The sequence below is a fragment of the Paracidovorax citrulli genome, from assembly GCF_900100305.1.
GTDB classification, from domain to species: domain Bacteria; phylum Pseudomonadota; class Gammaproteobacteria; order Burkholderiales; family Burkholderiaceae_C; genus Paracidovorax; species Paracidovorax citrulli.
Map to the genome: position 1 here is coordinate 65,692 of NZ_FNEY01000018.1, position 26,502 is coordinate 92,193.

Sequence of the window (26,502 nt, forward strand, 5' to 3'; positions counted from 1 at the left end):
CCCGCAGGCGGCCCGTGCGCGATGGCGGTGCGCCGGGTGGCCGGACGGGCGCCGTGGTGGTGCATCTGCCCGCGTACGGTTGCGCGTCAGCCACCGGCCCGGGCTTCGTCGCGCAGCCATTCGGCCGCCTTTTCCGCGATCATCAGGGTGGGCGAATTGGTGTTGCCGCTGGTGATGGTGGGCATGGCGCCCGCATCCACCACCCGCAGGCCCGCGATCGTGCCGCCCCGGCCGTCCCGCACGCGCAGCCGCGCGTCGAGCACCGCGGCGGGATCCCCGTCGGCGCCCATGCGCGTGGTGCCCACGGGGTGGAAGATGGTGGTGGCGATGTCTCCCGCCAGGCGCGCGAGCTCCTCGTCGGTCTGGTACTGCGGGCCCGGCTTCCATTCCTCGGGCCGGTAGGGCGCCAGTGCCGGCTGCGCCACGATGCGGCGCGTGACACGCAGCGAATCGGCGGCCACCTGCCGGTCCTCCGGCGTGCTCAGGTAGCGCGGCGCGATCGCCGGCGCGTCCTGGAAGCGGGGGCTGCGGATGCGCACCGTGCCGCGGCTCGTGGGATTGAGGTTGCACACGCTGGCGGTGAACGCCGGGAACGTGTGCAGCGGCTCCCCGAACGCATCGAGCGACAGGGGCTGCACGTGGTACTGGATATTGGGGTGCGGCTGCCCGGGCGCGCTGCGGGTGAAGGCCCCCAGTTGCGACGGCGCCATGCTCATCGGGCCGGTGCGCTTCAGGGCGTACTCGAGCCCGATGCGCGCGCGGCCCCACAGGTTGCCCGCCAGCGTGTTGAGCGTGGGCACCCCGTTCACCTTGAAGACCGCGCGGATCTGCAGGTGGTCCTGCAGGTTGCCGCCCACCCCCGGCAGGTCGTGCGCCACGGGGATGCCGTGCGACTGCAGCAACTCTCCCGGGCCGATGCCCGAGAGCTGCAGCAATTGCGGCGAATTGACGGCACCCGCGCTCAGGATCACGTCGCGGGCGGCATGCGCGGTGACCATCTCGCTGCCGTTCCACACCTCCACGCCCGTGCAGCGGCTGGTGCCGTCCGGCAGGCACTCCAGCAGAAGCCGCGCGGCCTGCGCGCCGGTCCACATCTCGAAATTGGGCCGGCCGTAGCAGGTGGGCCGCAGGAAGGCCTTGGCGGTGTTCCAGCGCCAGCCGTTCTTCTGGTTGACCTCGAAATAGCCCACGCCCTCGTTGGTGCCGCCGTTGAAGTCGTCGGTGGCCGGAATGCCGGCCTCCTGCGCGGCGCGCGCGAAAGCGTCCAGCACGTCCCAGCGCAGGCGCTGGCGCTCCACCCGCCATTCACCGCTGCCGCCGGTGGTCTTGCTGCCGTGCAGCTGCCGGAATGCCTCGCTCGCGGTGTCGGGGCGGTCCAGGCGCCAGTGGTCCTCGTGGCGGCGGAAGGCCGGCAGCACGGATTCCCAGCGCCATGTATCGTCGCCGGTGATCTCCGCCCACTGCTCGTAGTCCCGTGCCTGCCCGCGCATGTAGATCATGCCGTTGATGCTGCTGCAGCCGCCCAGGGTCTTGCCGCGCGGGTAGCGCAGGCTGCGGCCGTTCAGCCCCTCGTCCGGTTCGGTCTGGTAGAGCCAGTCGGTGCGCGGGTTGCCGATGCAGTAGAGGTAGCCCACGGGAATGTGGATCCAGTGGTAATCGTCCTTGCGGCCGGCTTCCACGAGCAGCACGCGGTGCCGCGGATCGGCGCTCAGCCGGTTGCACAGCAGGGCGCCGGCCGTACCGCCGCCGATGACGATGAAGTCGAAAGAGGTGTCGCTCATGGAAGAAGGGGCAGGCGTCGCGCGCTCCGGGGCCGCACCGGCGGCAGGCCCGGCCCATTGTGCGCGGCGCGGCACGGCTGTCGATAGGGAAACACCCATCGCTCACGAATCGATAGCAAAAAGAAATGGTGGAGCAAGGGTTTGGATCGGATTTGATGAAATTTCAAACGCCGGCTTCCGCCATACGGACGGGCTTTGCGCTGACGCGCCCGCCGTTCCGCGCTCCGCTAACATCCGGTTGCCGTTTCTTCGGTGTCCCCTTGCCGGTACTTTCCCGCCATTTTTTTCCCGCGCCTGCCTCCGTCCTGCCCTGCCCATGAGCGACAGCCCGCCCCGCATCGAACGCACCGACACGCCCGAAGGGCCAGTCGCCGCGCTGCACGGGCGCTGGGGCGCGGCGGACCTGGGTGCGCGGCGCACCTGGCGCGAGGTGTCCGCGCAACTCGCGCAGAACGCGCCGGACTCCGGCCTGGGGTGGGATCTGCGCAGCGTCGATTGGCTGGACCACGTCGGCGCGCAACTGCTCTGGAACCACTGGGGGCGCGTCTGGCCCGAACGGATCGCGCTCGACGATGCCCAGCGCGACATGCTCGATCGCGTGGCCGAATTCACCGTCATCGACCGGCCGCCCGTTCCTCCCTGGCGCCTCGTCGAGGAAGTGGACCGCCTCGGCGTGAAGGTGCTGCACGCGCTCGGCCACGGCAGGCATTTGCTGGAACTGGTGGGGCAACTGGTCATCGACCTCGGCAGTGCCTTGCGCGCACCGCGCCGCGCGCCCTGGCGCGACGTCTCGGGCCACCTCTACCGCATGGGCGCCACGGCCCTGCCCATCACGGCCATCGTGGGCTTCCTGATCGGCGTGGTGCTGGCCTACCTCATGAGCCTGCAACTGCGGCAGTTCGGCGCCGAGTCCTTCATCGTCAACATCCTGGGCATCTCGCTGATCCGGGAACTGGGCCCCATGCTCGCGGCCATCCTCGTGGCGGGGCGGTCCGGTTCGGCCATCACGGCGCAGATCGGCGTCATGCGGGTCACCGAGGAACTGGATGCCATGCGCGTCATGGGCATCCCGCACGGCTTCCGGCTGGTGATGCCGCGCGCCGTGGCACTCGCCATCGCCATGCCGCTCATCGCCGTCTGGACCACGCTGTGCGCCCTGGCCGGAGGCATGCTCGCGGCCGACATCGCCATGGACGTATCGCCCGCCTACTTCGTGCAGGCGCTGCCCAACGCGGTGGGCTTCTCCAACCTCGTGCTCGCCATGGCGAAGTCGGTGGTGTTCGGCGTCGGCATCGCGCTCATCGGCTGCCACTGGGGCCTGCGCGTGAAGCCCAACACCCAGAGCCTGGGCGAGGGCACCACGGCTTCGGTGGTGAACGCCATCACCATGGTCATCATCGTGGACGCGCTCTTCGCGATCGCGTTCAAGAACCTCGGGATCTAGGCATGACGCGCGACGCAGCAGAAGACGCCACCGGCCCCGCCGCCGCGCCCGAGCCGCCGCCGAAGGACGCGCCGCCCGTGGTCGAGATCCGCGGCCTCTCCACCGTGTTCGGCAAGGGCGACGAGGCCTTCGCCGTGCACGAGAACCTCGACCTCACCGTGCGGCGCGGCGAGATCCTCGCGCTCGTGGGCGGCTCGGGCACCGGCAAGACGGTGCTGCTGCGCCAGATGCTGGGGCTCACCCGACCCGCCAAGGGCAGCGTCACGGTGCTGGGCCGGCCCGCCTCCGAAATGGGCCGGGCGGGCGCCGCCAGCCGCGTGGGCATGCTGTTCCAGCACGGCGCGCTGTTCTCGGCGTTCAGCGTGCTGGACAACGTGGCCTTCGCGCTGCGCGAGCAGGGTACCCTGCCCAAGGACCTGATCTGCGATGCCGCCATGGTCAAGCTGCGCATGGTGGGCCTGAAGCCCGAACACGCCACGCGCATGCCATCGGATCTGTCCGGCGGCATGATCAAGCGCGTGGCGCTGGCGCGCGCGCTCGTCATGGACCCGCCGCTGTTGCTGCTCGACGAGCCCACCGCGGGCCTCGACCCGAACAGCTCCGACGAATTCTGCGAACTGCTGCGCGAGCTGCATGCCGCACTCGGCCTCACCGTGGTGATGGTCACGCACGACCTGGATACGCTGTTCGCGCTCAGCACGCGTGTCGCGGTCCTCGCGGAAAAACGCGTCATCACCAGCGGCACGCCGCAGGAGGTGACCCGCTTCGAGCATCCGTTCATTCAACACTTTTTCCTCGGGGAGCGCGGCCGCCGCGCGATGGCGCCCGCGCCGTCGGCGCCGCCTGCCGCCGCCCCGGGACAGGAGGCCTGATGGAAAACAAGTCCCACGCCCTGGCCGCGGGCATTTTCGTGGTCGTGGTGGCGGCGCTGCTGGCGGCGCTCGGCCTGTGGCTCACCCGCGACCGGGCCAGCTACCAGCTCTACGAGCTCTCCACGCGCGAGAGCGTCGGCGGTCTGCAGCCCCAGGCCGCCGTGCGCTACAAGGGCGTGGCCGTGGGCAAGGTCACGCGCATCGGCTTCGATCCCGACGTGCCGGGCAACGTGCTCATCCGCATCGCCGTCAACGACCAGGCGCCCGTCACCCCGGCCACCTTCGCCGTGCTGGGCTACCAGGGCGTCACGGGCCTGGCCCACGTGCTGCTCGATGACGGCAACGGTCCGCAGCCGGCGCTGCCCCGCGGAGCGAGCGACCTGCCGCGGCTGCCCCTCAAGAGCTCCCCCTTCAGCCAGCTGGCGGAGCAGGGGCCGGCCATCCTCGCGCAGGTGCAGCAGGCCACCGATCGCATCAACGACCTGCTGGGCGACGAGAACCAGAAACGCTTTTCCCTGGCGCTGGAGAACCTCGGCCAGGCCGCCGGCAGCGCCAACGCGCTCATGAAGCGGCTCGATGCCACCGTGGAGCAGCGGCTCGACCCCGCACTGGCCTCGGTGCCGGCGGTGGCCAGTGATGCCCGCGAGACCCTGAAAGCCCTGCGGCAGGCCGGCACCAACGCCGGTGATGCCGCCAACGAGGTCAAGGCCGCGGTGCGCAAGCTCAGCGCCGAAAACGGACCGCTCGACCAGATCGCCGACAGCTCGCAATCGCTCTCGCTCGCCGCGGACCGTTTCGGCCGCGTGACGCTGCCGCGCCTGAACCACGCCGCCGACGAAACCTCGCGCGCTGCGCGCCGGCTGGGCCGGGCGGCGAGCGGCTTCAGCGACAACCCGCAATCGCTCATCTACGGGCCCGGCCGCGCCGCGGGCGGCCCCGGCGAGCCCGGATTCGAGGCGCCTGCCGTCGCGGCCCCGTAAGGCGCAGGCCGCCCGCCCGGGCACCTGCATGCCCCCCGCAGCACCTTCCACCGCATCCATGGACATGACGAGGAACGACATGGCACACCACGCAGTCAACACCCGGGCCCGCGGACTCTGGACCGCCCTCGCGGCCGCCGCGCTCATGGCGGGCTGCTCCGCCCTGCCTGCGCCGCCGCCCCGGGCCGACGTGTACGACTTCGGTCCCGGCACGCTGGCGCAAGCGCCCGGCGAACGCGGCGCGCCGCTGCCGCCCATCGCGCTGCCGGAGGTGGCCGTCGCGGGGCCGGTCGAAGGCAGCACCGCCGTGCTGTACCGCCTGGCGTACGACGATCCGCGCCACCTGCGTCCCTATGGCCAGGCACGCTGGAGCCAGCCGCCCGCACAACTCGTGCAGCAGGCCCTGCGCGACCAGCTCGGCCTGCGCCGCGCCGTGCTCATGGGCGAGGAGGGCGCGGCGCAGCTCGTGGACACCGGCAAGCCGCCCGCGGTGCTGCGCGTGGAGATCGAGGAGTTCAGCCAGGTCTTCCAGGCGCCCAAGGCCAGCACCGGCGTGCTGCGGCTGCGCGCCTCGCTCGCCGACTCCACCCAGGCCGGCGAGAAGCTCGTCGCCCAGCGCGTCTTCGTCATCCAGCGCCCGGCTCCCACGCCGGACGCCCGCGGCGGTACCCATGCGATGGCGGAAGCAGCTGCCCAGGCGGCGCGGGACGTGGCGGCCTGGGTGGAGCAGGCGGGGCGGTAGGCGGGTATCGGTACTGCAGCAGCCTTCGGCCTGCCATCGTCACATCCTGCATTTTTGGACGATGTTGTCGATGAAGGAGGCATTGCGAACCAATACCCTGTCCACCAGGTCGGCGTCCGGCATCCAACTGCATCCTGAAAGACGCCCCAAGCCTTGACGCAACGAAAGAAGCGATGCGGTGGATCCGTCAATATCGAGTGAGGCGTACCAGCGCTTGACCGTCGCCGCTTCGGGCGTGGCGTGGGGGCGCAGCGCTTCGCGCATGCAATCGACAACTGCCTCGTGAACCGGATCGAGACCTTTCGCATAACGGCTGTTCAGCACACTCCGGTCGAGCAGCACGTTCAGCGCCAGCTCGGGGTTCTCGATGACCTTCCCCCAGCCATGCCGGACCGGATCCCGCGGACTCGCCGTGGCGTCCTCCTCCCGGTCGTAGCGGAACCCCGTGACATCGATGTTCACGACCTGGTGCCGGCCGTCTGCGCCAGGGACGACCAGCATGTTGTCCGGCCCCAGGTCGGACGATTCCCCCAGGGTCAACCGGGTCAGCAGCGAAATGAACAATCCGTCCAATCCCTTCTGTCGCAACGCTTCGCTCAGGGCCTGCTGGCCCGAGCTGAGATTGGCGGGATCGTTGATGTGGGAAACCAATGCCTGCGCCCGTGCCAACTCATCCGGTTTCACCCTGTTCCCGGCAGCAGCTGTCTTGATGAGCGATGAAGCGCGTTTTGCTTCCGCGAGCGAAACGCCATCCGGAAGAAAAGGCTGGGTCAGGAAGACATCTAGCGGCGTGGCGTCCGGAATGAGCCGCGAAGCGATCAACGCATTGTTCTCCACGGCCAGCAGGGACGAGTCCGGGATATGGTGCCTTGCAAGATAAGTGCCTTGCAAAGCATTGACCATGTCCTGCGCGGCAGCCACGTTGATGACATCAAAAATGACCGGTATGCCGAGTGGATTCCTCAACTGCGGGTCTGCGCGGACGAGGCTCGCATGAACGTCGCTGACATCGTCGATGTCCAACTCGTCCACCTTCGCTTTCTCCGCCAGTTTTCTTCCTTTCTCGCTTTGGAGAAAGCCATGGAAAGCACCTGTCAGCTCTCGTTCCAGAGCCCCTTTCGCGGTGCCACCCTCCACGAGCCTGTCCCAGGCACTGACGATGTAGCCCAGGCGCTTGTTCGCTTCGGCAACCTGCCCTTTCGCACAAAGTGCAACCGCCTGGCCCAGCAAGCTTCGCGAGATTCCTGTCTTGACAAGATGCTCCTCGCCATCGATCTTCCCGACCATTCCGACGTCGCTGCCTCCTAACGCCTTCTTCGAGCGTGAGAAAACAACGCCATTTCCGGAGACTCCCGATGCGGCCTGGACGTTGCCTGGGTCGCGGCGGGTTGAGAGGAATGACAGATGCCTGACGATCGAGAACATGTCCCCGTGGGACCGATGCCCTTGCACCGGCCTGGTGGGACGGTCCGTTGATGCCGGGTGCATGGCAGCCAGCGCTCCTCGGTTAAGAGGAGTCGCCGAGGCACCGCTCGTCGGTCTTCTGCGTGGCAATCCATCCAGCCGGGGGACGTGCCCGGCGTGGCGACCCGCTAAGACGGCAGGGGCGGCAGGGGCCGTGTTCGGCTCTACATCATTATTTCCACGGGGGGATGAACCCGTGGCGCGTGTCTGACGATTAATACGATATTCCACGATGCTTCCGCAGCAAATGGCGACATCTTGGGGGCACGGAAGGCGTGGTGCCTGGTCACCCAGCGCACCAGTCCACCAATAAACGAAATAAAACCGCAGCGCGGCACAATGCCAGCCTTGCCGCCACTTCTTCCTTCCCTTTTCTTGCAGCGCGGCAACGGAGCCACGCATTCCCATGAGCAGCATCGACCTCGACCGGATCAACGCCGAACTCGGCCACAACGCGCAGGGCCTCGTGGACTGGGCCATCGGCCTGGGCCAGCCCGCCATCGTCACCACCAACTTCCGCCCGTTCGAGGCCGTGATCCTGCACATGTGCACGCGCGCCCGGCCGGACATCCCGGTCGTGTGGATGGACAACGGCTACAATACCGAGGCCACCTACAGGTTCGCCGACGAAGTGACGCGCCAACTCGGGCTCAACCTGCGCATCTACCTGCCGCTGCGCTCGCGTGCCCACCGCGAGGCGGTGGACGGTCCCACGCCTGCGCTGGACGACCCCCGTCACGCCGCGTTCACGCAGGAGGTCAAGCTCGAGCCCTTCGCGCGGGCCCTGCGGGAGACGGCCCCCAAGGTCTGGTTCACGGCCCTGCGCGCCACCGATACGGCCGTGCGTGCGCGGATGGATCCGGTGAGCCTCAACCCCGACGGCCTCGTCAAGGTCGCGCCGCTGCTGCACTGGAGCTCCAAGGACCTGTACGAGTACTGCCAGGCGCAGGGCCTGCCCAACAATTTCGACTACGTGGATCCGACCAAAGGCGAAGACAACCGGGAGTGCGGCCTGCATCTGGCCCACTGACAGCGCGCCCGTGGCGGCGCCTCTCTCCACCCCGAAGGGCATGCTTGCATGCCCTTTTTTTATGCCTGGGTGCTCACGTGGGCAGTAGTCCTGGGCTGACGCGGCCATACCCCGCGAACCTACGCGACCATGCCAGGCCGACTTTTACAGTGCCTCCATCGCATCCCGCAAGGGTTCCACCCCGCACTGGAGTGGATGGCGGACGCGACGCACCGAAGAGAGGACACGTCCATGAACGAAGACACCATCAAGGGCAACTGGAAGCAATTCACCGGAAAGATCAAGGAGCAGTGGGGCAAGCTGACCGACGACGACCTCGATGTGGTCGCCGGCAAGCGCGACCAGTTCCTGGGCAAGCTGCAGGAGCGCCAGGGCCTCGCACGCGATGCCGCCGAGGAGGAACTCAAGGCCTGGCAGGAGCGCCACCCCGATTTCCGTTTCGACAAGTGATCCGTTCGGACTCCTGCTCTCTCGCAGCATTTTCTGAAAACCAACCCCTTCACTGACTTGAGGAGAAAACAATGAAGCACGCACGCAATCTGCTCGCCCTGGCCGTCGCCGGCCTGCTCGCCACGTCCGGCATGGCCATGACCAAGGAAGAGCACAAGGCCGCGAACGACCGCATCTCCGCCGACTACAAGGCCGCCAAGGCCAAGTGCGACGGCATGACGGGCAACGCCAAGGACGTCTGCCAGAAGGAAGCCAAGGGCAACGAGAAGATCGCCAAGGCCGAGCTGGAAGCCCAGTACAAGCCCAGCGACAAGAACACCTACAAGGTGGCCGAGGCCCGCGCGGATGCCGCCTACGACGTCGCCAAGGAAAAGTGCGACGACCTGCAGGGCGACGCCAAGAGCGTCTGCCAGAAGGATGCCAAGGCCGCCCACGTGAAGGCCAAGGAAGACGCCAAGGTGGCCCGCGCCCAGGCCAAGCCCGCCGACACCATGACAGAGAAGAATGCCAAGGTGGCGGAAACCAAGAAGGACGCTGCCGAAGAGAAGCGCGAAGCCGACTACAAGGCCGCCAAGGAACGCTGCGACACCATGAACGGCGATGCCAAGGACAAGTGCGTTGCCGACGCCAAGCGCATGTACAACCAGTAAGCGTACTGGTGGGAGCCATGGCACGCCACGCCATGGCCCTCTGTGGGCCGAGGTCTCCTGACGGGGGCTTCGGCCTTTTTTTGTGGCCATGCCGGGAGACATGGCATGCCCGCACCAGGGCCCGAAGGCTGACCTGCATCAAAGCTCCCGGCCGGGGCTGCGCCTAAGCTGCATCGCTCATCGCAAGCCAAGGATTGGAGAGATGCATGGCCGCACTGCAATGGTCGGAGGGTCTCGCACTGGACCTGCCCCTGATGGATGAAACGCACGAGGAGTTCGTCGCCCTGCTGGCCGCCGTCGAACAGGCGGGCGACGAGGCGCTGCTGCCCGCATGGCGTGCGCTCGTGGCCCACACCACGGAGCACTTCGCACGCGAAGACGCCTGGATGGCCGCCACCCGCTTCGCCTCCGGCAACTGCCACAGCCTGCAGCACAAGGTGGTGCTGCAGGTCATGGGCGAGGGCACGGCCCGCGCGGAGGCGGGCGAGTCTGCCGTGCTGCGCCACATGGCTGGCGAGCTGGCGGTGTGGTTCCCCCAGCACACCCAGACCATGGATGCTGCGCTGGCCCTGCACCTGCGCCGCGTGGGCTACGATCCCGCCAGCGGCACTGTGCATGCGCCCGGCGCGCTGCCGGCCGAGCCCATTCATGGTTGCGGCGGCGCGTGTTCCAGCGATTCGACGGGGCCGGAAACCGAAAGTCGGGCCGCCACCGCCGCCTGAGCCGGTGTCGCCGCCTTCGCCCGGTGACTCGATTCTCGGCTTCGATGCCTCCGCATCACCGGGCGCCAGCGCAGCCTCCCTTGCACGCATGGCCCATGCTCACAGGCGCGAACGCCCCAGGCGCAGTGCGGCCATGCGCCAGGCCAGCAGGCGCATGGCCTGCGTGAAAACCGGGCTCGGTGCCGGGCGCATGCGGGCCGTCTGGAGTACGGCCTGCTTCGCGCTGCGCAAGGCATCGCGGTCCCGGGCTTCCCACGCCGCCAGCAACCGGTCCCGGTAGCGTTCCAGCCGGGCGGTCTCCTCCGGGCCGAGGAGCGCGGGTGCCGTGGCCGCCCCGGGCTCCTGCCACGACGACAGGTATCCCGACCAGGCCGCGGCGCTGCGCCGGGCGGCATCCGCGATGGCGGCGGTGTCCCCGCTCATTGTCCGGCCTCCGTCCGCGCAGTGGAAGGCAGCGCCCGGCCACCGGAAGACAGCGCATACCAGTCCAGCTTGCGGGTGGCCACCATCACGAACGCCAGCACGGCGAAGAGCAAAAGCGCCCCCACCACCAGCGCCGTCTGCTCCAGTTGCAGCAGCAGATAGAGCAGGCCGTAGAGCAGGGCGATGCCCGCGCCGAACGGCAGGCCGCGCCGCACGCTGCGCAGCATGTGGCAGGCGTAGTAGGTCAGCAGCAGCACGCACGCGCCGGCCGCCGCAGCGTAGGCCGTGCCGAAAGGCAGGTGCTCGGACAGGCTCACCAGCAGCAGGAAAAAGCTGCACAGGGCGCTGCCCGCCAGCAGGTACTGCACCGGGTGCACGCGCAGCTGCTGCAGCAACTCGAACAGGCCCACGGCCACGAAGGTGAGCGCGATGAACAGCACGCCGTATTTCGTGGCGCGGTCCGAGAGCGAGTACGGATTGACGGGATCGATGAAGGACACGCCGAATGCGTCGGCGCAGCCCGCCTCGGCCGCGGCGGGCGGCTCGTAGGGCGCCGTATCGCCCCCGATTTCGCAGAGCCGCCGGCTGGCGGCCACGTCCTGCTGCGCTGTGGTGGCCAGCGCGGAGAGGTGCCAGCGCGCCGTGAACCCATCGTCGCCGATCGTGCGCTCCGACGGCAGGAAGCGGCCCCCGAACGACGGGTGCGGCCAGCTGCTCTGCAACTGCACGTCGGTGTTGCCCCCCAGGGGAACGATCGAGAGCCGCTCGGTGCCCACCAGTTCGAGATCCACGGAAACGCTCAGGGGCTCGCCGCGCCCGCGCAGCGATTCCGGCAGCGGCGTGTGCAGGCCGCGCGTGTAGGTAGGGTGGAAGGTGCCGGGCTTGAGCGCCAGCGGCTGTCCATCGACCTCCACCCGTGCGGCGCGGATGCCGCGTGCATCGCCCACGGCCAGCATGAGGATGGGCGCGCCGCACTGCATGCGCGATCCCTCCACCGTGGCGTGCGGCCGCAGGTCCGCGAGCGTGGCCCAGCGCGCGGTGACGTGGGCCTGGAGGGTATAGGCGTTGACCTGGTGCAGGCCGCGCGAAAGCTGCTGCATCGCGGCGCCAGACCGCACCTGCAGCGATTCGGGCATGGCCGTGAGCAGGAATTCGCGCCGCTGCTCGGTCGTGCGGCGCTCCTCCCCCTTGCCGGTCACGGCATCCCAGGTTTCCACGCAGGCGCTGTGCAGCACCGGTCCCAGCAGCGTCTGCGGCCCCGCCAGGCTCTGGGCCACGCTGCGGGTGGCTTCACTGCGGTAGTGCTGCCGGTCGCGCACGATGTTGTCGATCATGCCGAGCCCGAACAGCAGCAGCAGGGTGACCGCGACGAGCGCCGCGGCTTTGGCGAGAAAGGGGTGTTTCAAGGAGTGCTCCTCCGGAGAGTGGTGGTGGAGGAGCAGTCTCGGCTCCGGGTGTGAGGGGGAAATGAGGCGTGTGAGGCGAGCGTGAAGTGGCGTGCGCCGCCATCCGGCCCGGCGCGAGCCGCCGGCCTGCGCACCCCGGGGTGATCGTCAGCCGGCCAGTACCAGGGTCGCCCGCAGTCCCCGGGCGGTGCTGGCCACGTCGAGCCGGCCGCCGTGCAGCGCCATGACCCGTTTCACGATCGCCAGCCCCAGTCCCGAGCCGCTGCGCGTGCCGTCCGGCCGTGCGGTGGTGAAGAACCGCTCGCCCAGCCGGGGCAGGGCGTAGTCCGGCACCCCCGGTCCTTCGTCCTGCACCGAAGCGGCGGCACCGTCCAGCACCACGCGCACGGTGCCGCCTTCGGGCGAGAAGTCGATGGCATTGTCGATGAGGTTGCCCAGGGCCAGGGTGATGAGTTCGGCCTCCCAGGGACCGCTTCCTCCGTCCCCTTCCAGCTGCAGACGCACCCCGCGCTGGGAGGCCCGCGCCTCGCACTGGCGCAGGGCCGCCTCGGCGCAGGCGCGCAGGGCCACCGGTGCGGCGCCGGCCTCCGCGTGCTGGCGCTGCTCCAGCTTGCTCAACTCCAGCAGGCGGTCCACGAGGCGCTGCAGCCGTTCGCTCTGGTCCACCACCTGGGCCGCGAACTGCCGGCGATCGTCCCCGGGCAGGTCGTCCTGCAGCAACTCGCCTGCGCCGCGGATGGCGGCCACGGGGCTCTTGAGTTCATGGGTCAGGGCGCGCACGTAGCCCTCGATGTAGTCGCGGCCCGCGAGGCGTTCGCGCATGTGGTCCATGGCCCGCGCGAGGTCGCCGAGTTCTCCGGGCACGCGCGGCACGGCGGGCGGCGGCCCGCCCCCGTCGCCCGGTGCCTGCACGCTGAGGGCATAGTCGCGCAGGCGGCGTACGTGCCACACGGTCCATACGGTGACGGCCACGCCCACGGCCGCGGAGAGCGCGAGCAGCAGCAATCCGCCCTGCAGCACCTTGCGTTCGGCCCGGTCGATGAAGCGCTGCACCGTGCGCGTCGGCTTGGCGACGGTAAGCACGCCTCCGATCCGCCGCTCGCCGCCCGGGGGGCCGTCGATCCAGATCGGCGCGGCCACGTACATCACGCCGCTGGTGTCGTCGGTCTGCACGTCGCGCGTGGCGCGGGCGCCGTATTCACCGCGCAGCGTGCGGGCCACGTCGCGCCACTGCGAATAGTCATCGCCCACGGCGCGCCGCTCGGTATCGAAGACCACGCGCCCGCGCGCATCGGTCACGTAGATGCGGAAATCCAGCGTCTGCTTGGACAGCCCCCAGATGGAGGCATCGACCGGCCGGCTCGCGTAGCGCTGCACGTGGCGCGCGAAATCGCTGTTCTGCGCGCCGGCCGCCAGGCGCCCGCTCGCGAGGTCGTCGCTCGCCAGCTCCGCCAGCAGGTTGGCGGTGTCCACCATCATGTCCTCCATCACCTCCCGCACGCTGGGCTTGATCTCGGCCGTGAACACCCGCAGCACGAAGAATGCCGCGATGCCGTTGATGAGGAAGAACGCGAAAAGCAGCCGCAGCCCGAGGCGCATGGGTCAAGCTCCTTGCCAGCGGAAGGGGGATGGCGCGAAGCGCGTCAGGGGCGGCTTCATACCTCTAGTGAATAGCCCATGCCCCGGTGGGTATGGATGTACTCGCGCGACGGGTCGGCCTCGCGCAGCTTGGCGCGCAGGGTCTTGATGTGCGTGTCCACGGTGCGGTCGGTGCTCTCGCTGTCGCCGCCCCAGGCTCCGGCCAGCAGGGCCTCGCGCGTGTGGATGCGGCCCGCGCCCGCGAGCAGCTGGGACAGCAGGCGGTATTCCCGGCGCGTGAGCGCCAGCGGTCTTCCGTGCAGGTGCATGCGCTGGCCGGCGGCGTCGTCATGGAAGGGGCCGGTGACCGGGGAGGCGGGCGCCGCCGCAGGCGCGGCGGCACGGCGCAGCAGGGCCTTGGCCCGGGCGGCCAGTTCGCGCGGGCTGAAGGGCTTGGGCAGGTAGTCGTCGGCACCGAGTTCCAGGCCCAGCACGCGGTCGATCTCCTCTCCGTGGGCGCTGAGCATGAGCACGGGCAGGGCGCTGCCCTGCTGGCGCAGTTCGCGCAGCAGATCCAGGCCGCTGCCGTCGGGCAGGCCCACGTCCAGCACCAGCAGGTCGAAGCGGTGGGCGCGCAGCAGGCCGCGGGCATCGCCCAGCAGCAGGCTGTGGCTCACCGCCAGGCCATCGCGTTCCAGGGCGTAGGCCACGGTGCGCGCGATGGCCGGATCGTCTTCCACGAGCAGCAGGCGGGCGGCCATGGTCAGCGCGCCACCAGGACGGGAAAGAGCTTGCCCAGCCCATCGGCCATCACCTCGACGGCCAGCGCGGCCAGGATCAGGCCCATGAGCCGCGTCATCACGTTGATGCCGGTCTTGCCCAGCACGCGCGCGATCGGGTCGGCGAGCGCGAAGCACACCGCCGTGGCCAGGGCGATCACCACACCGTAGCCCACCAGAGCGAGATGCTGCCAGACGGTCTGCGCCCGGTCGGCATAGATCACCACGGTGGACATGCTCGCGGGCCCGGTGAGCAGCGGGATGGTGAGCGGCACCACGGCGATGCTGTCGCCCTGGGCGGCCTTCTCGGCGCCTTCTTCCAGTTCGTGCGTGTGCGGTTTCGCTTCCGCGGGCTGGGCGTTGAGCATGTTCATCGCGCTGATGAGCAGCAGCATGCCGCCGCCCACCTGAAAGCTCTGCAGCGAAATGTTGAAGAACTCCAGGATTTGCAGGCCCAGCAGCGCGCAGGCCGCGATGACGCAGAACGCGCTGAAGGCCGCCACCTGGATGGTGCGCCGCCGCTGCCGCGGCGAGAAACCGTCGGTGTAGTGGATGAAGAAGGGCACGATGGCCAGCGGGTTCACGATGGCCAGCAGGGTGATGAGGGGCTTGAGGTCCATGGGGTGTCCGGTTCAGCGGCCGCCGGAAACGTCCAGCAGGCTCATGGTGGTGTAGCTCGCGGCGTCCGACAGCAGCCAGACGATGGATTCGGCCACTTCTTCCGGCGTGCCGCCCCGGCCCATGGGCACCTGGTGGGCAAGGTCGCGCACACGGTCGGGCAACCCTCCGCTCGCGTGGATCTCGGTATCGATCAGGCCGGGCCGCACCGCGTTCACGCGGATGCCTTCCGCGGCCACTTCGCGCGCGAGGCCCACCGTGAGCACGTCGATGGCGCCCTTGGCTGCCGCGTAGTCCACGTACTGGTGGGCGGCACCCAGGCGGGCTGCGGCGCTGGAAACGTTGACGATGCTGCCGCCCTGGCCGCCGCGCTGCAGGCCCATGCGCCGAACTGCCTCGCGGGCGCAGTAGAAGCTGCCCAGCACGTTGATGTCGAACATGCGCCGCAGCCGCTGGCCGCTCATCTCGGACACGCGTGCCGGCACGTCCACCACGCCGGCATTGTTCACCAGGCCCGACAGCCGGCCCCACTGCGCGTCCACCGCCTCGAACAGCGCCACGACCTGCGACTCGTCCGCCACGTCCGCCTGGATGGCCACGGCGTCGCCGCCTTCCTCCCGGATGGCATCGACCACGCGCCCCGCCGCAGCGGCATCGCGCGCATAGTTCACCGCCACGGCCCAGCCGTGCCGGGCGGCCAGCCGGGCGGTGGCGGCGCCGATGCCCCGGCTGCCTCCCGTCACCAAAACCACTTTTTTGTCCATGGGTGCGTCTCCTGCAAGAATGCCGTGGCGCGATTACAGCACTGCCGCGCCCGGCGCGGTCCGGCTGCTGCGATCGGTACCCGCCGCTCCCTCCCCCCGGGGGCGCTCAACCCGTTCATATCGAAGGAGTGACAACATGGGCAGTTTCGTGGATCTGGCCTCGGCAGATGGTTTCAAGGTGCCAGCCTGGGTGGCGCGGCCCGAAGGCCGGGCGCGCGGCGCCGTGGTGGTCCTGCAGGAGATCTTCGGCGTCAACTCGCACATCCGCTCCGTGGCCGACCGCTATGCGGCCGCGGGCTACCTCGCGGTGGCGCCCGCCACCTTCGCGCGCGTGCAACCCGGCGTGGGACTGGGCTACACCGACGACGACATGAAGGAAGGTTTCGGCCTGAAGCAGCAAGTGGAAGCGCTGCCGGGCGCGGGCGTGCTGCCCGACATCCAGGCGGCCATCGACCATGCGGCGCAGCAGAGCGGCGGCAAGGTCGGCATCGTGGGCTACTGCTGGGGCGGCCTGCTGTCCTGGCGGGCGGCGTGCGAACTCCGGGGCCTGTCGGCCGCGGCCGTGTACTACGGCGGCGGCATCACGGGCGGCCAGGAAGTGGCCCGCACCCCGCGCTGCCCGGTGATCGCGCACTTCGGCAAGCGCGACCACTACATCCCGCTGGAAGGCGTGGAGGACTTCCGCAAGGCACACCCGGACGTCGAGGTGCATGTCTATGAAGCCGACCACGGCTTCAACTGCGACCAGCGCGGCTCCTACGACGCACCGTCCGCGGACCTGGCGCGCGAACGCACGCTGGCGTTCTTCGCGAAGTACCTGGGCTGAGGGCTACCGACGCCGTGGAACCGGCTCTGCCGGGCCACTGGCGTCGTCCCCCCTGCAGCCGCTCAGGGGAGAGGTCCAGTCAATGCGCACCCGCCGCCGCGTCCGCGCTGCCGGCACTGGCACGTACCGGGTGGGCCAGCCAGACCAGCGGAATCAGCAGCAGGAACAGCACGGCCGACGCATAAAAGATGTCGTTGGCCGCCAGCATGAAGGCCTGCTGGTTCACCAGCCGCTCGACCTGCGCGAGCGCCTGCTCCGCCGTCAATCCGCCCGCCTGCAGCCCTTGCAGCGTCTGCGTGACGGCCACCCCGCCCTGCTGCAGGCCCTCGGTCAACTGCGCATGGTGCAGCGTGGCACGCCGCTCCCACAGCGTGGTGGACACGGACGTGCCGATGGCCCCGGCCGTGATGCGCATGAAGTTCGACAGCCCGGACGCCGACGGAATGCGCGCCGGCGCGATCTCCGACAGCGTGAGCGTCACCAGCGGGATGAAGAAGAACGCCATGGCGATGCCCTGGATGATGGTGGGCACCATGATGGTCGCCAGGTCCGCCTGCGTATTGAACCGCGAGCGCATCCACAGCACCAGCGCGAACACGAGGAAGGCGAAGGTCGCGAAACGGCGCGGGTCCACCTTGGCGATGTTCTTGCCCACCACCGGGGAGAGCACCAGCGCCAGCAGGCCCACCGGCGCCATCACCATGCCCGCCTGCGTGGCCGTGTAGCCCATGTACTGCTGCAGCCAGAGCGGCAGCAGCACCACGTTGCCGAAGAACAGCCCGTAGCCCACCGAGGTGGCCAGCGCGCCCGCCCAGAAATTCCGGATCTTGAAGAGCGACAGGTCCACCACGGGGTGCTCCTCGCCGCGCTCCCAGACCATGAAGGTGATGAAGCCCACCACGGCCACCACACAGCAGGCCACGACCCAGGGCGAAGCGAACCAGTCATGCTCCTTGCCGATGTCCAGCATCACCTGCATCGCCGCCACCCAGATGACGAGCAGGGCCAGGCCGACGGAGTCGATCGGCAGCGCGCGCCGCTCGGATTCGCGCTTGTGGAATATGCCCCAGGTGACGAGCACCGCCACGATGCCCACCGGCACGTTGATGTAGAAGATCCACGGCCAGGTCATGTTGTCCGTGATCCAGCCGCCCAGCAACGGCCCCATGACCGGCGCGATGAGCGTGGTCATCGACCACATCGCCATGGCCAGCCCGGCCAGCGCCTTGGGGTAGCTGGAAAGCAGCAGCGACTGCGACAGCGGGATCATCGGCCCGGCCACGAAACCCTGCAGTGCGCGGAAGGCGATGAGCGTGGCCATGTTGGGCGCCAGCCCGCACAGCAGCGATGCGATGACGAAGAGCGTCACGCTGGCCACGAACAGGCGCACCTGCCCGAAGCGCTGCGACAGCCAGCCGGTGAGCGGCACCGCGATGGCGTTGGCCACCGCGAAGCTGGTGATGACCCAGGTGCCCTGCGTGGGGCTCACGCCCAGGTCGCCCGCGATGGCGGGCAGCGACACGTTGGCGATCGACGTGTCCAGCACGTTCATGAATGTGGCCGCCGAGAGGGCCAGCGTGCCCCACATGCGCGCGCTGCCTTCGAGCGGCGGCGGCGCCAGGGGCGGTGTGTGGGTGGGAGAGGACATGGAGGCTCCGAAAGGGGAGGGCGCCGCCGCGGTCAGTGGGCCTGCGTCCGGCTGCCGGCACGGGGGGCCGGCCCTGCATTGGCTGCGACGATGCGGGCCACTTCTTCGTCGGCACCCCTGTCCAGGCCGGCATACACGGCCGTCTGCGCCACCGCCTCGGCACGCGGCGCGTCCGCCAGCAGTGCGCCTGTGCGGTCCTGGGTGTTCACCGTGACGTCCATGGACAGGCCCACGCGCAGCGGATGGCCCTTGAGCTGCTCGGCATCCAGGGCGATGCGCACGGGCACGCGCTGCACCACCTTGATCCAGTTGCCGGTGGCGTTCTGCGCGGGCAGCAGCGCGAACGCCGCGCCCGTGCCCACGCCCAGCCCGACGACCTTGCCCGTGTACTCCACCTTGCTGCCGTAGAGATCGGCCGTGAGCGTGGCGGACTGGCCCAGGCGCAGGTTGCGCAACTGGTTTTCCTTGAAGTTCGCGTCCACCCACACGTGGCTGAGCGGCACGATGGTCATGAGCGGCGCGCCGGGCGCCACGCGCTGGCCGAGCTGCACCGTGCGCTTGGCGACATAGCCGTCCACCGGGGCGGGCAGGGCCGTGCGGCGTTCGGCGAGATAGGCTTCGCGCACCTTCGCCGCCGCCGCGAGCACGTTGGGGTTCTCCTGCACCGGCACGCCCTGGGTGAGCGACTGGTTGCTGGTCAGCTGTTCACGTGCGGCTTCGACGCCGGCCTGCGCGGCGGCCAGGGCCGAATGGGCCGCGTCCACCTGGTTTTGCGCGTGCTGCAGCTCCTCCTTGGAGACGGCGCCGTTGCCCGAGAGTGATTGCCGGCGCTTCAGGTCCTCCTGGGCGCGCGCCACGTCCGACCGCGCCTTGGCCACCTCGGCCTGGCGCAGCGTGATCTGCGCGTTCAGCGAACCGTTGTTCACGTACACGGTGCGCGCCTGCCGCACGGCCTGGGCCAGGCCCGCCTCGGCCTGGGCAAGCGCCACGCGGGCGTCGGCCGGGTCCAGCTGCACCAGCGGTGCGCCGGCCTTCACGAAGTCGGTATCGTCGGCCATGATGGACATCACCGTGCCGCCCGTCTGTGGCGTGATCTGGATGACATTGCCCTGCACGTAGGCGTTGTCGGTGCTCTCGTAGTGGCTCAGGACGAGCCAGTCGTACAGGCCCCACCCCGCGCCGGCCACGACGACCACGGCGGCGAGGGCCACGAGGGTCTTGCGGCGGCGGGCCTTGGCGTCCTGCGCGGTGGCCGGGGCGTTGGAGGGGGCGGAAGCGTTCTGGGGTGCGTTCATGGTGATGTCTCCCCGCGGGAACGGCCATCGTCCGCGCGGCAAGGGTACGGGGGGCAAGCGGATAAAGGGGGGGGGGGAAGGTCAGTGCGCGGTGCCGGATGCGGCGGGCATCTGCGGGCCCGCTGCCAGGACGGGAGCCTGCGAGGCATAGCCGCCGCCCAGTGCGCGCGCCAGGCGGGCCTGGTTGTCCAGGCGGCGCGCCGCGAGATCCACGGCCTGGCGGCGCTGTTGCAGCACGCTGGTTTCGGCGGTGAGCACGTTCAGGTAGTTCCCCAGGCCGGCCCGGTAGCGCTGCTGGGCGATGGCGTAGGCGCTCTCGGCGGAGGCCTGCGCTTCGCGCTGCTCGGCCGCCTGCTGGTCGATGGAGCGTGCCGAGGCGATCCGGTCGGCTGCCTCGTGCAGCGCGTCCAGCAGGGTGGCGTTGTAGCTCTCGACGGCGGCATCCACGTCGGCGGCCTTGCCGCGCAGGTTGGCGCGCAGCCGGCCCGCCTCGAAGATCGGCAGGCGGATGGCCGGGCCCACGCCCCATTCGCGGCTGCCGCCCTTGACGAAGTTGTCCAGCCCCAGCGATGCCAGGCCCACGAAGGCCGTGAGGCTCACGTTGGGATAGAACTGTGCCTTCGCCATGGCCACGTCCTGCGTGGCGGCTTCCACGCGCCAGCGCGCGGCGGCGATATCCGCGCGCCGGCCCAGCAGGTCCGCGGGCAGTGCGGCGGGCAGGGCGATGGCATGCAGGGACGACAGTGGCGGCGGCACCAGGGCCTGCGCGGCACCGGGCTGCCCCACCAGCGCGTCCAGCGCATTGCGCGCCATGGCCGCCTGCTCGCGCAGCGCCTCGATCTGCTGGCGCGCCTCGGGCAGGCTGCCTTCGCTCTGGCGCTCTTCCAGCCGCGTGTCCAGGCCGGCCGCCACGCGATCGCGCACCAGCGCCAGGGTCTGGGTGCGCTGTTCCAGCGTGCGCTGCGCCACGCCGAGCTGGGCCTCCACCCGTGCGAGTTCCACGTACTGCCGCACCACGTTGGAAGCCAGCAGCACCCGGGCGGCCTGCGCGTCGGCGATGGCCGCGTTGGCGCTGCCCACTGCGGCGTCGATGGCCGCGCGGTTCTTGCCGAAGAAGTCCAGCTCCCAGCTCCCCGTGAGGCGCCCCGTGGCGCTGTTTTTCGTGCTGCCGCCCAGGGGAGGCGGATAGATGGAATTGGAGCTGTAGCGCTGGCGGGTGGCGTCCAGGCTGCCATTGACCTGCGGGCGGTCGGCGGCGCGCGTGCCTTCCGTGAAAGCCTGTGCCCGGGCGATGCGCGCTTCGGCGAGCTTCAGGTCGGGGCTCTGGGACAAGGCCTGCTCGATGAGTGCATCCAGCTGCGCGTCGCCGAAACCACGCCACCAGTCGGATGCCACGGCCGGGTCGGCGAAGGCGCGCGCAGCATCGGCCACGCCCTCGGCATGCGCGGCGAGACCCAGGGAGGCCGCGTCGCGCATCTGCGACCGGGGCGCGATGCCGGACATGTCGGCGCAGGCCGTCAGCCCCAGCAGCGCAAAGGCCAGCGTGCCGGCGTAGAGCGCCACCGCCTGCCAGCGGGGTCCTGCGGCATCGCCAGCCGGCTGCGCATGCGGCACCGCCGCAACGGAGGAGGAAGGAGCCAGAAGGTTTTTCATGTTGTGTCGTGCTCTCGGAAAGAGGGGCCGGGGGGTCTTACTGGGCGTCCGGCGGCGGCGTGAGCCGCGTGGTCAGGTTGTCGTAGATGCGGGCCAGGTAGCGGCGCAGCGCGGCGGCTTCCGCATCGCTGAACCCGTGCAGGGCGGTGCGCTGCAGGTCCTGCAGCAATTCCGGCAACTGGGCCGCGGCGGCCTGGCCTTCTTCGGTCAGGGCGAGGTTGACCACCCGGCGGTCCTCCTGCGAGCGCTCGCGGCGGCACAGGCCCTTGGCCTCCAGCCGGTCCAGCAGCCGCGTCATGCCGCCTGCGTCCAGCTGGCAGACGCGTGCCAGGGCCGCGACCGTGCTTTCCTGGCCCGAAGCCAGGAAGATGCGCAGCAGGGGCCGCCATTGCGCATCGGTCAGCCCCAGGGGTTCCACCCGGCGGTCCACCTCGTTGCCCATCAGGCTGACGATGCGGCGCATCTGGTAGCCGATGCTCTGCTCGATCAGCTCTGGATGGACGGAGGGCGTGGCGTCGTGGGGTGAGTGCATGCCGTGACATTAATTGACTAATCAAATAATGTCAAGTCTTTGATTGCAGGGCACCCCGGTCGGCCCGTTGGCATAGCGGTGGGAGGCGTGTCCTCCGGCAGGCGGGGGGAAGGCCTGGCGGGCCTGGAGGGATCAGGCTGTCCGGCGGTGGTTGCTCAGGCAGAACCAGGCGAAACGGCGCAGCAGCGCGGCCGCCTCCGGTGTCGCGCGGACGTGCTCGCGCAGCGTATCGGGGGCGCGGCCGGCGCGGCGCAGGTCGGCGGCCAGCGTGTCGATGTAGCTGCGCATCGCGTCCGGCCCGAATTCGGGATGGAACTGCACCCCCCACGCGCAGTGGCCGACCCGGAAGGCCTGGTGCGGTTCGAACGCATTGCCCGCGAGCCGAACTGCCCCGGCGGGCAGTCGGCGCACCGATTGCCGATGGACGACCTGGGCATGGAAGGCCGCGGGCAGTTCGGCGAAGAGCGCGTCGCTGCTCGTGGCGTCCGGGGCCATTGCGACCTCCACGGTGCCGACCTCCCATCCTCCTGGATGGTCCGCCACGTCTCCTCCGAGCGCATGGGCCAGCAACTGGTGGCCGTAGCAGATACCCAGCACGGGCGTCTGCGCCGCCACGGCGCGGGCAAGCCAGCCGCCCAGCGCCTCGCTCCAGGGCGCCCGGTCCGTGACCATGGCGTGCGAACCGGTCACCACCACGCCGGCGATGGATGCGGGCTCGGGCATGCCCTCGTCCTGCGCCGCATCGATGGTGAGCACGGGCGCCGCGGTGCAGGCGAGCCCCGCCTGCACCCAGTCCTCGAAGTCGCCCAGGCGCTCCCGCAGCGCCGGGAACGTGCCGCCGGTCCTGCGATCACGATGGGTCGCGGTGCCGGCGGCGAAGGCATGGTGGGCGGGACGATCAATGCTGGCCCGTGCGTGCGAGGTAGCGCTTGCGCCAGAACAGCGCCACCAGCGCGATGGCGATCACCGTCATCGTGGCCATGGCCCACCAGAAGCCGTCCTGCTTGTGGACCAGCGGGATGAACTCGAAATTCATGCCGAAGATGCCCGCGATCAGGTTCAGCGGCAGGAACACGGCCGTGAGGGCGGTGAGCGTGCGCATGATGTCGTTCGTGCGGTTGCTCTGCACGCTGAAGTGCATCTGCACCGCGGTTTCGGTGCTCTGCTCCAGGCGGCGTACGTGGTGCACCACGCGTTCGATGTGTTCCAGTACGTCGCGGCTGCGCACCTTGAGCAGTTCCAGCTCGCGCAGCGCGGCGGGGTTGTCGGGCAGTGCCCAGGTCTCGAGCGTGTCCACCCAGTCCTGCACGGCGGCCCGCTGGTCCTCGCAGATCTCGTCGAGCTGGTGCAGCGTGAGCCGCGCATCCAGCAGCGCGCTCCAGTTGGCGAAGCGCCCGCGCGGCTTGAGCAGTTCGGCCTGCCAGTGGTCCAGCTGGCGCGAGAGTTCGCGGCGCAGGTCCAGGTAGTTGTCCACGATCAGGTTCACCACGCGCAGCATCAGGTCCGCCGGACTGGTCGGCAGGCGCGAGCCCGGCGCCGGCCCGGTGCGCTGCTCGCGCGCCAGCGTCTCCGAGGTGGGGAGCCCGGGCGTGGCGGTTTCCGCCGCCGGCTCCTGCGCCGGTGCCGGGGGCGGCGCGGGCTGGTTGGCGGTGAGCAGGCGCGCGGCGAAGGCATCGCGCACGGTGCAGTCGTCCGGATGCACGGACAGCAGCACCTGGTCGAACACCGCGAAGCCGACCGGGCTGGTATCGATGCGCCGCAGCACCGGCGGCCCGGCGCGCCTGGAACCCAGGCCGGTGAGACTCGCCAGGCCGGGCACCTCGCCGGTATCGCACTGGGTGGCGCTCAGCCGGCGGAACACCAGCACGTCGTACTGTGACGTGTAGTCGTAATGCGAAGGCAGTTGCGCGTTCAGCAGATCGGAGACGTGCAGATCGACCAGTTGCTGGCCCGCCAGCGCCTGCAGGGCCGACTGCAGCGCCCCCAGCCGCGCCGAGAAGGTTACGCGGGTGCACGCGATCCACACGAAGCCCTGCGCGGGCATGCGCTGCGGAATGGCGTCCAGCTCGCGTGCCCCCTGCGGCTGGATGTGGAAGACGCGGACCGTACCGTTGGAGTCTTCGCTCAAGGCCGCCCCCCGCGTTGGTCTTCTTCTTTCTCTGGCCCTGTCCAGATCGGCGACATGGGACCCTTACTTCGTCAGCAGCCGCGCGGCATCGCGCGCGAAATACGTGAGGATGCCGTCCGCGCCGGCGCGCTTGAAGGCGAGCAGGGATTCCATCATCACGGCATCGTGGTCGAGCCAGCCGTTGGCGGCGGCGGCCTTCAGCATGGCGTATTCGCCGCTCACCTGGTAGGCGAAGGTCGGCACGCGGAACTCGTCCTTCACGCGGCGCACGACGTCCAGGTACGGCATGCCGGGCTTGACCATGACCATGTCCGCGCCCTCTGCGATGTCCAGCGCCACCTCGCGCAGCGCCTCGTCGGTGTTGCCCGGGTCCATCTGGTAGACGTTCTTGTCGGCCTTGCCCAGCGCCCCACGCGTGCCCACGGCATCGCGGAACGGGCCGTAGAACGCGCTCGCGTACTTCGCGCTGTAGGCCATGATGCGGGTGTGGACATGGCCCTGCGCCTCCAGAGCCTCGCGGATCGCGCCGATCCGGCCGTCCATCATGTCGCTGGGTGCCACGATATCCACCCCCGCCTCGGCATGCGTGAGCACCTGTCCGACGAGGATTTCCACCGTCTCGTCGTTCAGGATGTAGCCGGTCTCGTCGAGCATGCCGTCCTGGCCGTGGCTGGTGTAGGGGTCCAGCGCCACATCGGTGAGCACGCCCAGGTCGGGGAATTCCTTCTTCAGCGCCCGCACCACGCGGGGGATCAGGCCGTCAGGGTTCAGCGCCTCCTTGCCGTCCGGCGTCTTGAGTGCCGGGTCGATCGAGGGAAACAGCGCCAGCACCGGGATGCCCAGGCGCACGCAGTCCTCCGCCACGGGCAGCAGCAGGTCCAGGCTCAGCCGGTCCACCCCCGGCATCGAGGGCACGGCCTGGCGGTGGTTCGCGCCTTCATGCACGAACACCGGATAGATGAAATCGTGCGGTGACAGCCGGTGCTCGCGCACGAGGTTGCGGGTGAACGCGTCGCGCCGCAGCCGGCGGGGACGGTGCTGGGGAAAGGGCGGGGGGCTGGAGAGATGCATCCCGAAATTGTGCTCCCGTTTCGGGACGTGCGTGCCACCGGCGGGCTCCCCGCGGCACGTACACTGCGGTCCATGCTCTGGGTCAAAGCCTTCCATATCGTCTTCGTGGCCAGCTGGTTCGCGGGCCTGTTCTACCTGCCACGCATCTTCGTGAACCTCGCCATGGTGCCTCCGGATTCCACCGCCGAGCGGGAGCGCCTGCTGCTCATGGCCCGCAAGCTGCTGCGCTTCACCACGCTGCTGGCGGTGCCCGCGCTGACCCTGGGCCTGTGGCTCTACCTGGGCTACGGCATCGGCCGCGGCCCCGGCAACGGCTGGATGCACGCCAAGCTCGCCGTGGTGGTGCTGGCCGTGGGCTACCACCATGCCTGCGGCGTCCTGCTGCGCAAGTTCGCCGCCGGGCGCAACAGCCACGGCCACCGCTGGTACCGCTGGTTCAACGAGGTGCCCGTGCTGATGCTGGTGGCCGCGGTGGTACTGGTGGTCGTCAAGCCGTTCTGAGCCGGGCGCGCTCTGCCGTGCACAAGACCTCCGCCTGGCCGCTCGCGCTGACCTACATCGCGCTCATCGTCTTCGCGAGCCTGTTTCCCTTCGAGGGCTGGCGCGAGCAGGGCATCTCCCCGCTGGTCTTTCTCACGGCCCGGGTTCCGCCGCCTTACTGGACCTGGTTCGACGTCAACATCAACATCGCCGGCTATGCACCGCTGGGCTTCCTGCTGGCCCTGGCGCTGCTGCGCACCGGCTGGCCCCGGGCCGCCGTGGCGGTGGCGGTGCTGTCCGGCGGCATGCTCTCCATGCTCATGGAGCTTCTGCAGATCTACCTGCCGCGCCGGGTGCCGTCCAACACGGACCTGCTGCTCAACACGGCCGGCACCTTGCTGGGAGCGCTCCTGGCCGCATTGCTGGAGCGGCTGGGGGCCATCGCCCGCTGGAGCCGGTTCCGCGCGCGCTGGTTCGTGCAGGACGCGAGCGGCGCCCTGGTGCTCATCGCGCTCTGGCCGGCCGCGCTGCTGTTTCCCGCGGCCGTGCCTTTCGGGCTCGGCCAGATGTGGGAGCGCCTGGAATCCGCGCTGGCCGAGATCCTCGCCGACACCCCGTTCCTCGAATGGCTGCCGGTGCGCGACGCGCCGCTGGAGCCCCTGATGCCCGGGGCGGAACTGCTCGCGGTGCTGCTCGGGTTGCTCGTCCCCTGCCTGCTGGGCTACTGCGTGATCCGGAGCGTCGGCCGCCGCGTGGCCTATGCCTGCGGCATGGTCGCCGCCGGGGTGGCGGTGACCGCGCTGTCCGCCGCGCTCAGCTATGGCCCGGCCCACGCCTGGGAGTGGCTCGGCCTGCCCGCGCGCGTGGGGATCGTCGCGGGGCTGGTGGCGGCGCTGCTGCTCGTGGCACTGCCGCGCCGCGCCGCCGGGGTGCTGCTGCTGCTCGTGCTGGTCTGGCACCTGAACCTGCTCAACCAGGCGCCGACCAGCGCCTATTTCGCGGAAACCCTCCTGGCCTGGGAGCAGGGGCGCTTCATCCGCTTCTACGGCCTGGGCCAGTGGCTCGGCTGGCTCTGGCCCTATGCGACGCTGGTGTATGTGGTGCTGCAGGTCGCCAGCCGCCCGGCGCCGGAGGCACGCACGGCCCCCGCCTCCTAGAATCCGGGC

Annotated in this window: 26 protein-coding genes; 11 read left to right on the forward strand and 15 right to left on the reverse strand. The window is 69.8% G+C overall.

Features of this window, described 5'->3' with window-relative positions:
- Nucleotides 1–86: 86 nt before the first annotated feature.
- Entirely contained in the window at nucleotides 87–1,781 is a 1,695-nt protein-coding gene (locus BLR99_RS13435; RefSeq protein ID WP_011793490.1) for a GMC family oxidoreductase, read from the reverse strand.
- A gap of 316 nt (nucleotides 1,782–2,097) precedes the next feature.
- Between BLR99_RS13435 and BLR99_RS13440 the strand changes: the two genes are divergently transcribed.
- The 4 genes from BLR99_RS13440 to BLR99_RS13455 all read left to right on the forward strand — a co-directional run bounded on the left by BLR99_RS13440 (nucleotide 2,098) and on the right by BLR99_RS13455 (nucleotide 5,819).
- Complete coding sequence (locus BLR99_RS13440) at nucleotides 2,098–3,225, forward strand: MlaE family ABC transporter permease (protein ID WP_046059916.1); 1,128 nt, start codon at nucleotides 2,098–2,100, stop codon at nucleotides 3,223–3,225.
- A gap of 2 nt (nucleotides 3,226–3,227) precedes the next feature.
- Nucleotides 3,228–4,097 (forward strand): ABC transporter ATP-binding protein, encoded by an 870-nt coding sequence (locus BLR99_RS13445; protein WP_046059917.1) that lies wholly within the window; start codon nucleotides 3,228–3,230, stop codon nucleotides 4,095–4,097.
- The gene (locus BLR99_RS13450; protein ID WP_048857544.1) at nucleotides 4,097–5,077 is read left to right on the forward strand and encodes an MlaD family protein; all 981 of its coding nucleotides are present in this window, start codon (nucleotides 4,097–4,099) and stop codon (nucleotides 5,075–5,077) included. Before BLR99_RS13445 ends, BLR99_RS13450 begins: the two co-directional genes overlap by 1 nt.
- A 79-nt stretch (nucleotides 5,078–5,156) precedes the next feature.
- Nucleotides 5,157–5,819 carry an ABC-type transport auxiliary lipoprotein family protein gene (locus BLR99_RS13455; RefSeq protein WP_011793494.1) on the forward strand — a complete coding sequence of 221 codons (663 nt, stop codon included), beginning with the start codon at nucleotides 5,157–5,159 and terminating at the stop codon, nucleotides 5,817–5,819.
- 39 nt (nucleotides 5,820–5,858) lie between these two features.
- Here the strand turns inward: BLR99_RS13455 and BLR99_RS13460 are convergent, their stop codons facing one another.
- Nucleotides 5,859–7,244 (reverse strand): hypothetical protein, encoded by a 1,386-nt coding sequence (locus tag BLR99_RS13460; protein WP_046059919.1) that lies wholly within the window; start codon nucleotides 7,242–7,244, stop codon nucleotides 5,859–5,861.
- A 445-nt stretch (nucleotides 7,245–7,689) separates the two neighbouring features.
- On the opposite strand from BLR99_RS13460, the gene BLR99_RS13465 reads away from it, so the two are divergent.
- The 4 genes from BLR99_RS13465 (at nucleotide 7,690) to BLR99_RS13480 (ending at nucleotide 10,135) form a co-directional block, all read left to right on the forward strand.
- Nucleotides 7,690–8,313 carry a phosphoadenosine phosphosulfate reductase domain-containing protein gene (locus BLR99_RS13465; protein WP_017438573.1) on the forward strand — a complete coding sequence of 208 codons (624 nt, stop codon included), beginning with the start codon at nucleotides 7,690–7,692 and terminating at the stop codon, nucleotides 8,311–8,313.
- Nucleotides 8,314–8,544: 231 nt separating this feature from the next.
- Nucleotides 8,545–8,763, forward strand: a complete 219-nt coding sequence (locus BLR99_RS13470; protein ID WP_011793497.1) for a CsbD family protein — start codon at nucleotides 8,545–8,547, stop codon at nucleotides 8,761–8,763.
- 71 nt (nucleotides 8,764–8,834) lie between these two features.
- Nucleotides 8,835–9,413 carry a hypothetical protein gene (locus BLR99_RS13475; RefSeq protein ID WP_017438574.1) on the forward strand — a complete coding sequence of 193 codons (579 nt, stop codon included), beginning with the start codon at nucleotides 8,835–8,837 and terminating at the stop codon, nucleotides 9,411–9,413.
- Nucleotides 9,414–9,619: 206 nt separating this feature from the next.
- Nucleotides 9,620–10,135, forward strand: a complete 516-nt coding sequence (locus BLR99_RS13480) for a hemerythrin domain-containing protein (protein ID WP_011793499.1) — start codon at nucleotides 9,620–9,622, stop codon at nucleotides 10,133–10,135.
- Between the two features lie 99 nt (nucleotides 10,136–10,234).
- Here BLR99_RS13480 and BLR99_RS13485 read toward each other — a convergent pair whose 3' ends face one another.
- The 6 genes from BLR99_RS13485 to BLR99_RS13510 form a co-directional block, all read right to left on the reverse strand.
- Entirely contained in the window at nucleotides 10,235–10,558 is a 324-nt protein-coding gene (locus BLR99_RS13485) for a hypothetical protein (protein WP_011793500.1), read from the reverse strand.
- Nucleotides 10,555–11,964, reverse strand: coding sequence for a cell envelope integrity protein CreD (gene creD, locus BLR99_RS13490; RefSeq protein ID WP_011793501.1), 1,410 nt, complete (start codon nucleotides 11,962–11,964; stop codon nucleotides 10,555–10,557). Before creD ends, BLR99_RS13485 begins: the two co-directional genes overlap by 4 nt.
- 147 nt (nucleotides 11,965–12,111) lie before the next feature.
- Nucleotides 12,112–13,563: a two-component system sensor histidine kinase CreC gene (gene creC, locus BLR99_RS13495; RefSeq protein ID WP_011793502.1), complete on the reverse strand. Its 1,452-nt coding sequence runs from the start codon at nucleotides 13,561–13,563 to the stop codon at nucleotides 12,112–12,114.
- A gap of 56 nt (nucleotides 13,564–13,619) precedes the next feature.
- Complete coding sequence (locus BLR99_RS13500; protein WP_011793503.1) at nucleotides 13,620–14,303, reverse strand: response regulator; 684 nt, start codon at nucleotides 14,301–14,303, stop codon at nucleotides 13,620–13,622.
- Nucleotides 14,304–14,305: 2 nt separating this feature from the next.
- Complete coding sequence (locus BLR99_RS13505; protein WP_011793504.1) at nucleotides 14,306–14,941, reverse strand: MarC family protein; 636 nt, start codon at nucleotides 14,939–14,941, stop codon at nucleotides 14,306–14,308.
- Nucleotides 14,942–14,953: 12 nt separating this feature from the next.
- Complete coding sequence (locus BLR99_RS13510; protein WP_011793505.1) at nucleotides 14,954–15,703, reverse strand: SDR family oxidoreductase; 750 nt, start codon at nucleotides 15,701–15,703, stop codon at nucleotides 14,954–14,956.
- A gap of 136 nt (nucleotides 15,704–15,839) precedes the next feature.
- Here BLR99_RS13510 and BLR99_RS13515 point away from each other — a divergent pair, with 136 nt between their 5' ends.
- Nucleotides 15,840–16,529, forward strand: a complete 690-nt coding sequence (locus tag BLR99_RS13515; RefSeq protein ID WP_011793506.1) for a dienelactone hydrolase family protein — start codon at nucleotides 15,840–15,842, stop codon at nucleotides 16,527–16,529.
- A gap of 79 nt (nucleotides 16,530–16,608) precedes the next feature.
- Here the strand turns inward: BLR99_RS13515 and BLR99_RS13520 are convergent, their stop codons facing one another.
- From BLR99_RS13520 to hemB, 7 genes are all read right to left on the reverse strand, one after another.
- Nucleotides 16,609–18,177 carry a DHA2 family efflux MFS transporter permease subunit gene (locus BLR99_RS13520; protein ID WP_011793507.1) on the reverse strand — a complete coding sequence of 523 codons (1,569 nt, stop codon included), beginning with the start codon at nucleotides 18,175–18,177 and terminating at the stop codon, nucleotides 16,609–16,611.
- 32 nt (nucleotides 18,178–18,209) lie between these two features.
- Nucleotides 18,210–19,472, reverse strand: coding sequence for an HlyD family secretion protein (locus BLR99_RS13525; RefSeq protein WP_048857545.1), 1,263 nt, complete (start codon nucleotides 19,470–19,472; stop codon nucleotides 18,210–18,212).
- An 81-nt stretch (nucleotides 19,473–19,553) separates the two neighbouring features.
- Complete coding sequence (locus BLR99_RS13530) at nucleotides 19,554–21,125, reverse strand: efflux transporter outer membrane subunit (RefSeq protein WP_061855847.1); 1,572 nt, start codon at nucleotides 21,123–21,125, stop codon at nucleotides 19,554–19,556.
- 37 nt (nucleotides 21,126–21,162) lie between these two features.
- Nucleotides 21,163–21,657: a MarR family winged helix-turn-helix transcriptional regulator gene (locus tag BLR99_RS13535; protein WP_011793509.1), complete on the reverse strand. Its 495-nt coding sequence runs from the start codon at nucleotides 21,655–21,657 to the stop codon at nucleotides 21,163–21,165.
- A 132-nt stretch (nucleotides 21,658–21,789) separates the two neighbouring features.
- A complete protein-coding gene (locus tag BLR99_RS13540; RefSeq protein ID WP_233249090.1) occupies nucleotides 21,790–22,446 on the reverse strand; it encodes a glutamine amidotransferase in 657 nt (218 codons plus the stop codon).
- Between the two features lie 109 nt (nucleotides 22,447–22,555).
- Entirely contained in the window at nucleotides 22,556–23,785 is a 1,230-nt protein-coding gene (locus BLR99_RS13545) for a magnesium transporter CorA family protein (protein WP_011793511.1), read from the reverse strand.
- A 63-nt stretch (nucleotides 23,786–23,848) separates the two neighbouring features.
- Nucleotides 23,849–24,856, reverse strand: coding sequence for a porphobilinogen synthase (gene hemB, locus BLR99_RS13550; RefSeq protein ID WP_011793512.1), 1,008 nt, complete (start codon nucleotides 24,854–24,856; stop codon nucleotides 23,849–23,851).
- A 72-nt stretch (nucleotides 24,857–24,928) separates the two neighbouring features.
- On the opposite strand from hemB, the gene BLR99_RS13555 reads away from it, so the two are divergent.
- Both BLR99_RS13555 and BLR99_RS13560 read left to right on the forward strand, forming a co-directional pair.
- On the forward strand, nucleotides 24,929–25,357 hold the full coding sequence (locus tag BLR99_RS13555; protein WP_011793513.1) for a CopD family protein: 429 nt from the start codon (nucleotides 24,929–24,931) through the stop codon (nucleotides 25,355–25,357).
- A gap of 17 nt (nucleotides 25,358–25,374) precedes the next feature.
- Nucleotides 25,375–26,493, forward strand: a complete 1,119-nt coding sequence (locus tag BLR99_RS13560; protein ID WP_011793514.1) for a VanZ family protein — start codon at nucleotides 25,375–25,377, stop codon at nucleotides 26,491–26,493.
- The last annotated feature ends 9 nt before the right edge of the window (nucleotides 26,494–26,502 follow it).

Bases quoted from the DNA above. Each gene is read 5' to 3' on its own strand.
- BLR99_RS13500 (WP_011793503.1), bottom strand. From the start codon at position 14,303: ATGGCCGCCCGCCTGCTGCTCGTGGAAGACGATCCGGCCATCGCGCGC.
- BLR99_RS13525 (WP_048857545.1), bottom strand. From the start codon at position 19,472: ATGAACGCACCCCAGAACGCTTCCGCCCCCTCCAACGCCCCGGCCACC.
- BLR99_RS13485 (WP_011793500.1), bottom strand. From the start codon at position 10,558: ATGAGCGGGGACACCGCCGCCATCGCGGATGCCGCCCGGCGCAGCGCC.
- BLR99_RS13470 (WP_011793497.1), top strand. From the start codon at position 8,545: ATGAACGAAGACACCATCAAGGGCAACTGGAAGCAATTCACCGGAAAG.
- creC (WP_011793502.1), bottom strand. From the start codon at position 13,563: ATGCGCCTCGGGCTGCGGCTGCTTTTCGCGTTCTTCCTCATCAACGGC.
- BLR99_RS13455 (WP_011793494.1), top strand. From the start codon at position 5,157: ATGGCACACCACGCAGTCAACACCCGGGCCCGCGGACTCTGGACCGCC.
- BLR99_RS13440 (WP_046059916.1), top strand. From the start codon at position 2,098: ATGAGCGACAGCCCGCCCCGCATCGAACGCACCGACACGCCCGAAGGG.
- hemB (WP_011793512.1), bottom strand. From the start codon at position 24,856: ATGCATCTCTCCAGCCCCCCGCCCTTTCCCCAGCACCGTCCCCGCCGG.
- BLR99_RS13480 (WP_011793499.1), top strand. From the start codon at position 9,620: ATGGCCGCACTGCAATGGTCGGAGGGTCTCGCACTGGACCTGCCCCTG.
- BLR99_RS13505 (WP_011793504.1), bottom strand. From the start codon at position 14,941: ATGGACCTCAAGCCCCTCATCACCCTGCTGGCCATCGTGAACCCGCTG.
- BLR99_RS13445 (WP_046059917.1), top strand. From the start codon at position 3,228: ATGACGCGCGACGCAGCAGAAGACGCCACCGGCCCCGCCGCCGCGCCC.
- BLR99_RS13535 (WP_011793509.1), bottom strand. From the start codon at position 21,657: ATGCACTCACCCCACGACGCCACGCCCTCCGTCCATCCAGAGCTGATC.
- BLR99_RS13515 (WP_011793506.1), top strand. From the start codon at position 15,840: ATGGGCAGTTTCGTGGATCTGGCCTCGGCAGATGGTTTCAAGGTGCCA.
- BLR99_RS13475 (WP_017438574.1), top strand. From the start codon at position 8,835: ATGAAGCACGCACGCAATCTGCTCGCCCTGGCCGTCGCCGGCCTGCTC.
- BLR99_RS13435 (WP_011793490.1), bottom strand. From the start codon at position 1,781: ATGAGCGACACCTCTTTCGACTTCATCGTCATCGGCGGCGGTACGGCC.
- BLR99_RS13520 (WP_011793507.1), bottom strand. From the start codon at position 18,177: ATGTCCTCTCCCACCCACACACCGCCCCTGGCGCCGCCGCCGCTCGAA.
- BLR99_RS13530 (WP_061855847.1), bottom strand. From the start codon at position 21,125: ATGAAAAACCTTCTGGCTCCTTCCTCCTCCGTTGCGGCGGTGCCGCAT.
- BLR99_RS13450 (WP_048857544.1), top strand. From the start codon at position 4,097: ATGGAAAACAAGTCCCACGCCCTGGCCGCGGGCATTTTCGTGGTCGTG.
- BLR99_RS13510 (WP_011793505.1), bottom strand. From the start codon at position 15,703: ATGGACAAAAAAGTGGTTTTGGTGACGGGAGGCAGCCGGGGCATCGGC.
- BLR99_RS13555 (WP_011793513.1), top strand. From the start codon at position 24,929: ATGCTCTGGGTCAAAGCCTTCCATATCGTCTTCGTGGCCAGCTGGTTC.
- BLR99_RS13460 (WP_046059919.1), bottom strand. From the start codon at position 7,244: ATGTTCTCGATCGTCAGGCATCTGTCATTCCTCTCAACCCGCCGCGAC.
- BLR99_RS13465 (WP_017438573.1), top strand. From the start codon at position 7,690: ATGAGCAGCATCGACCTCGACCGGATCAACGCCGAACTCGGCCACAAC.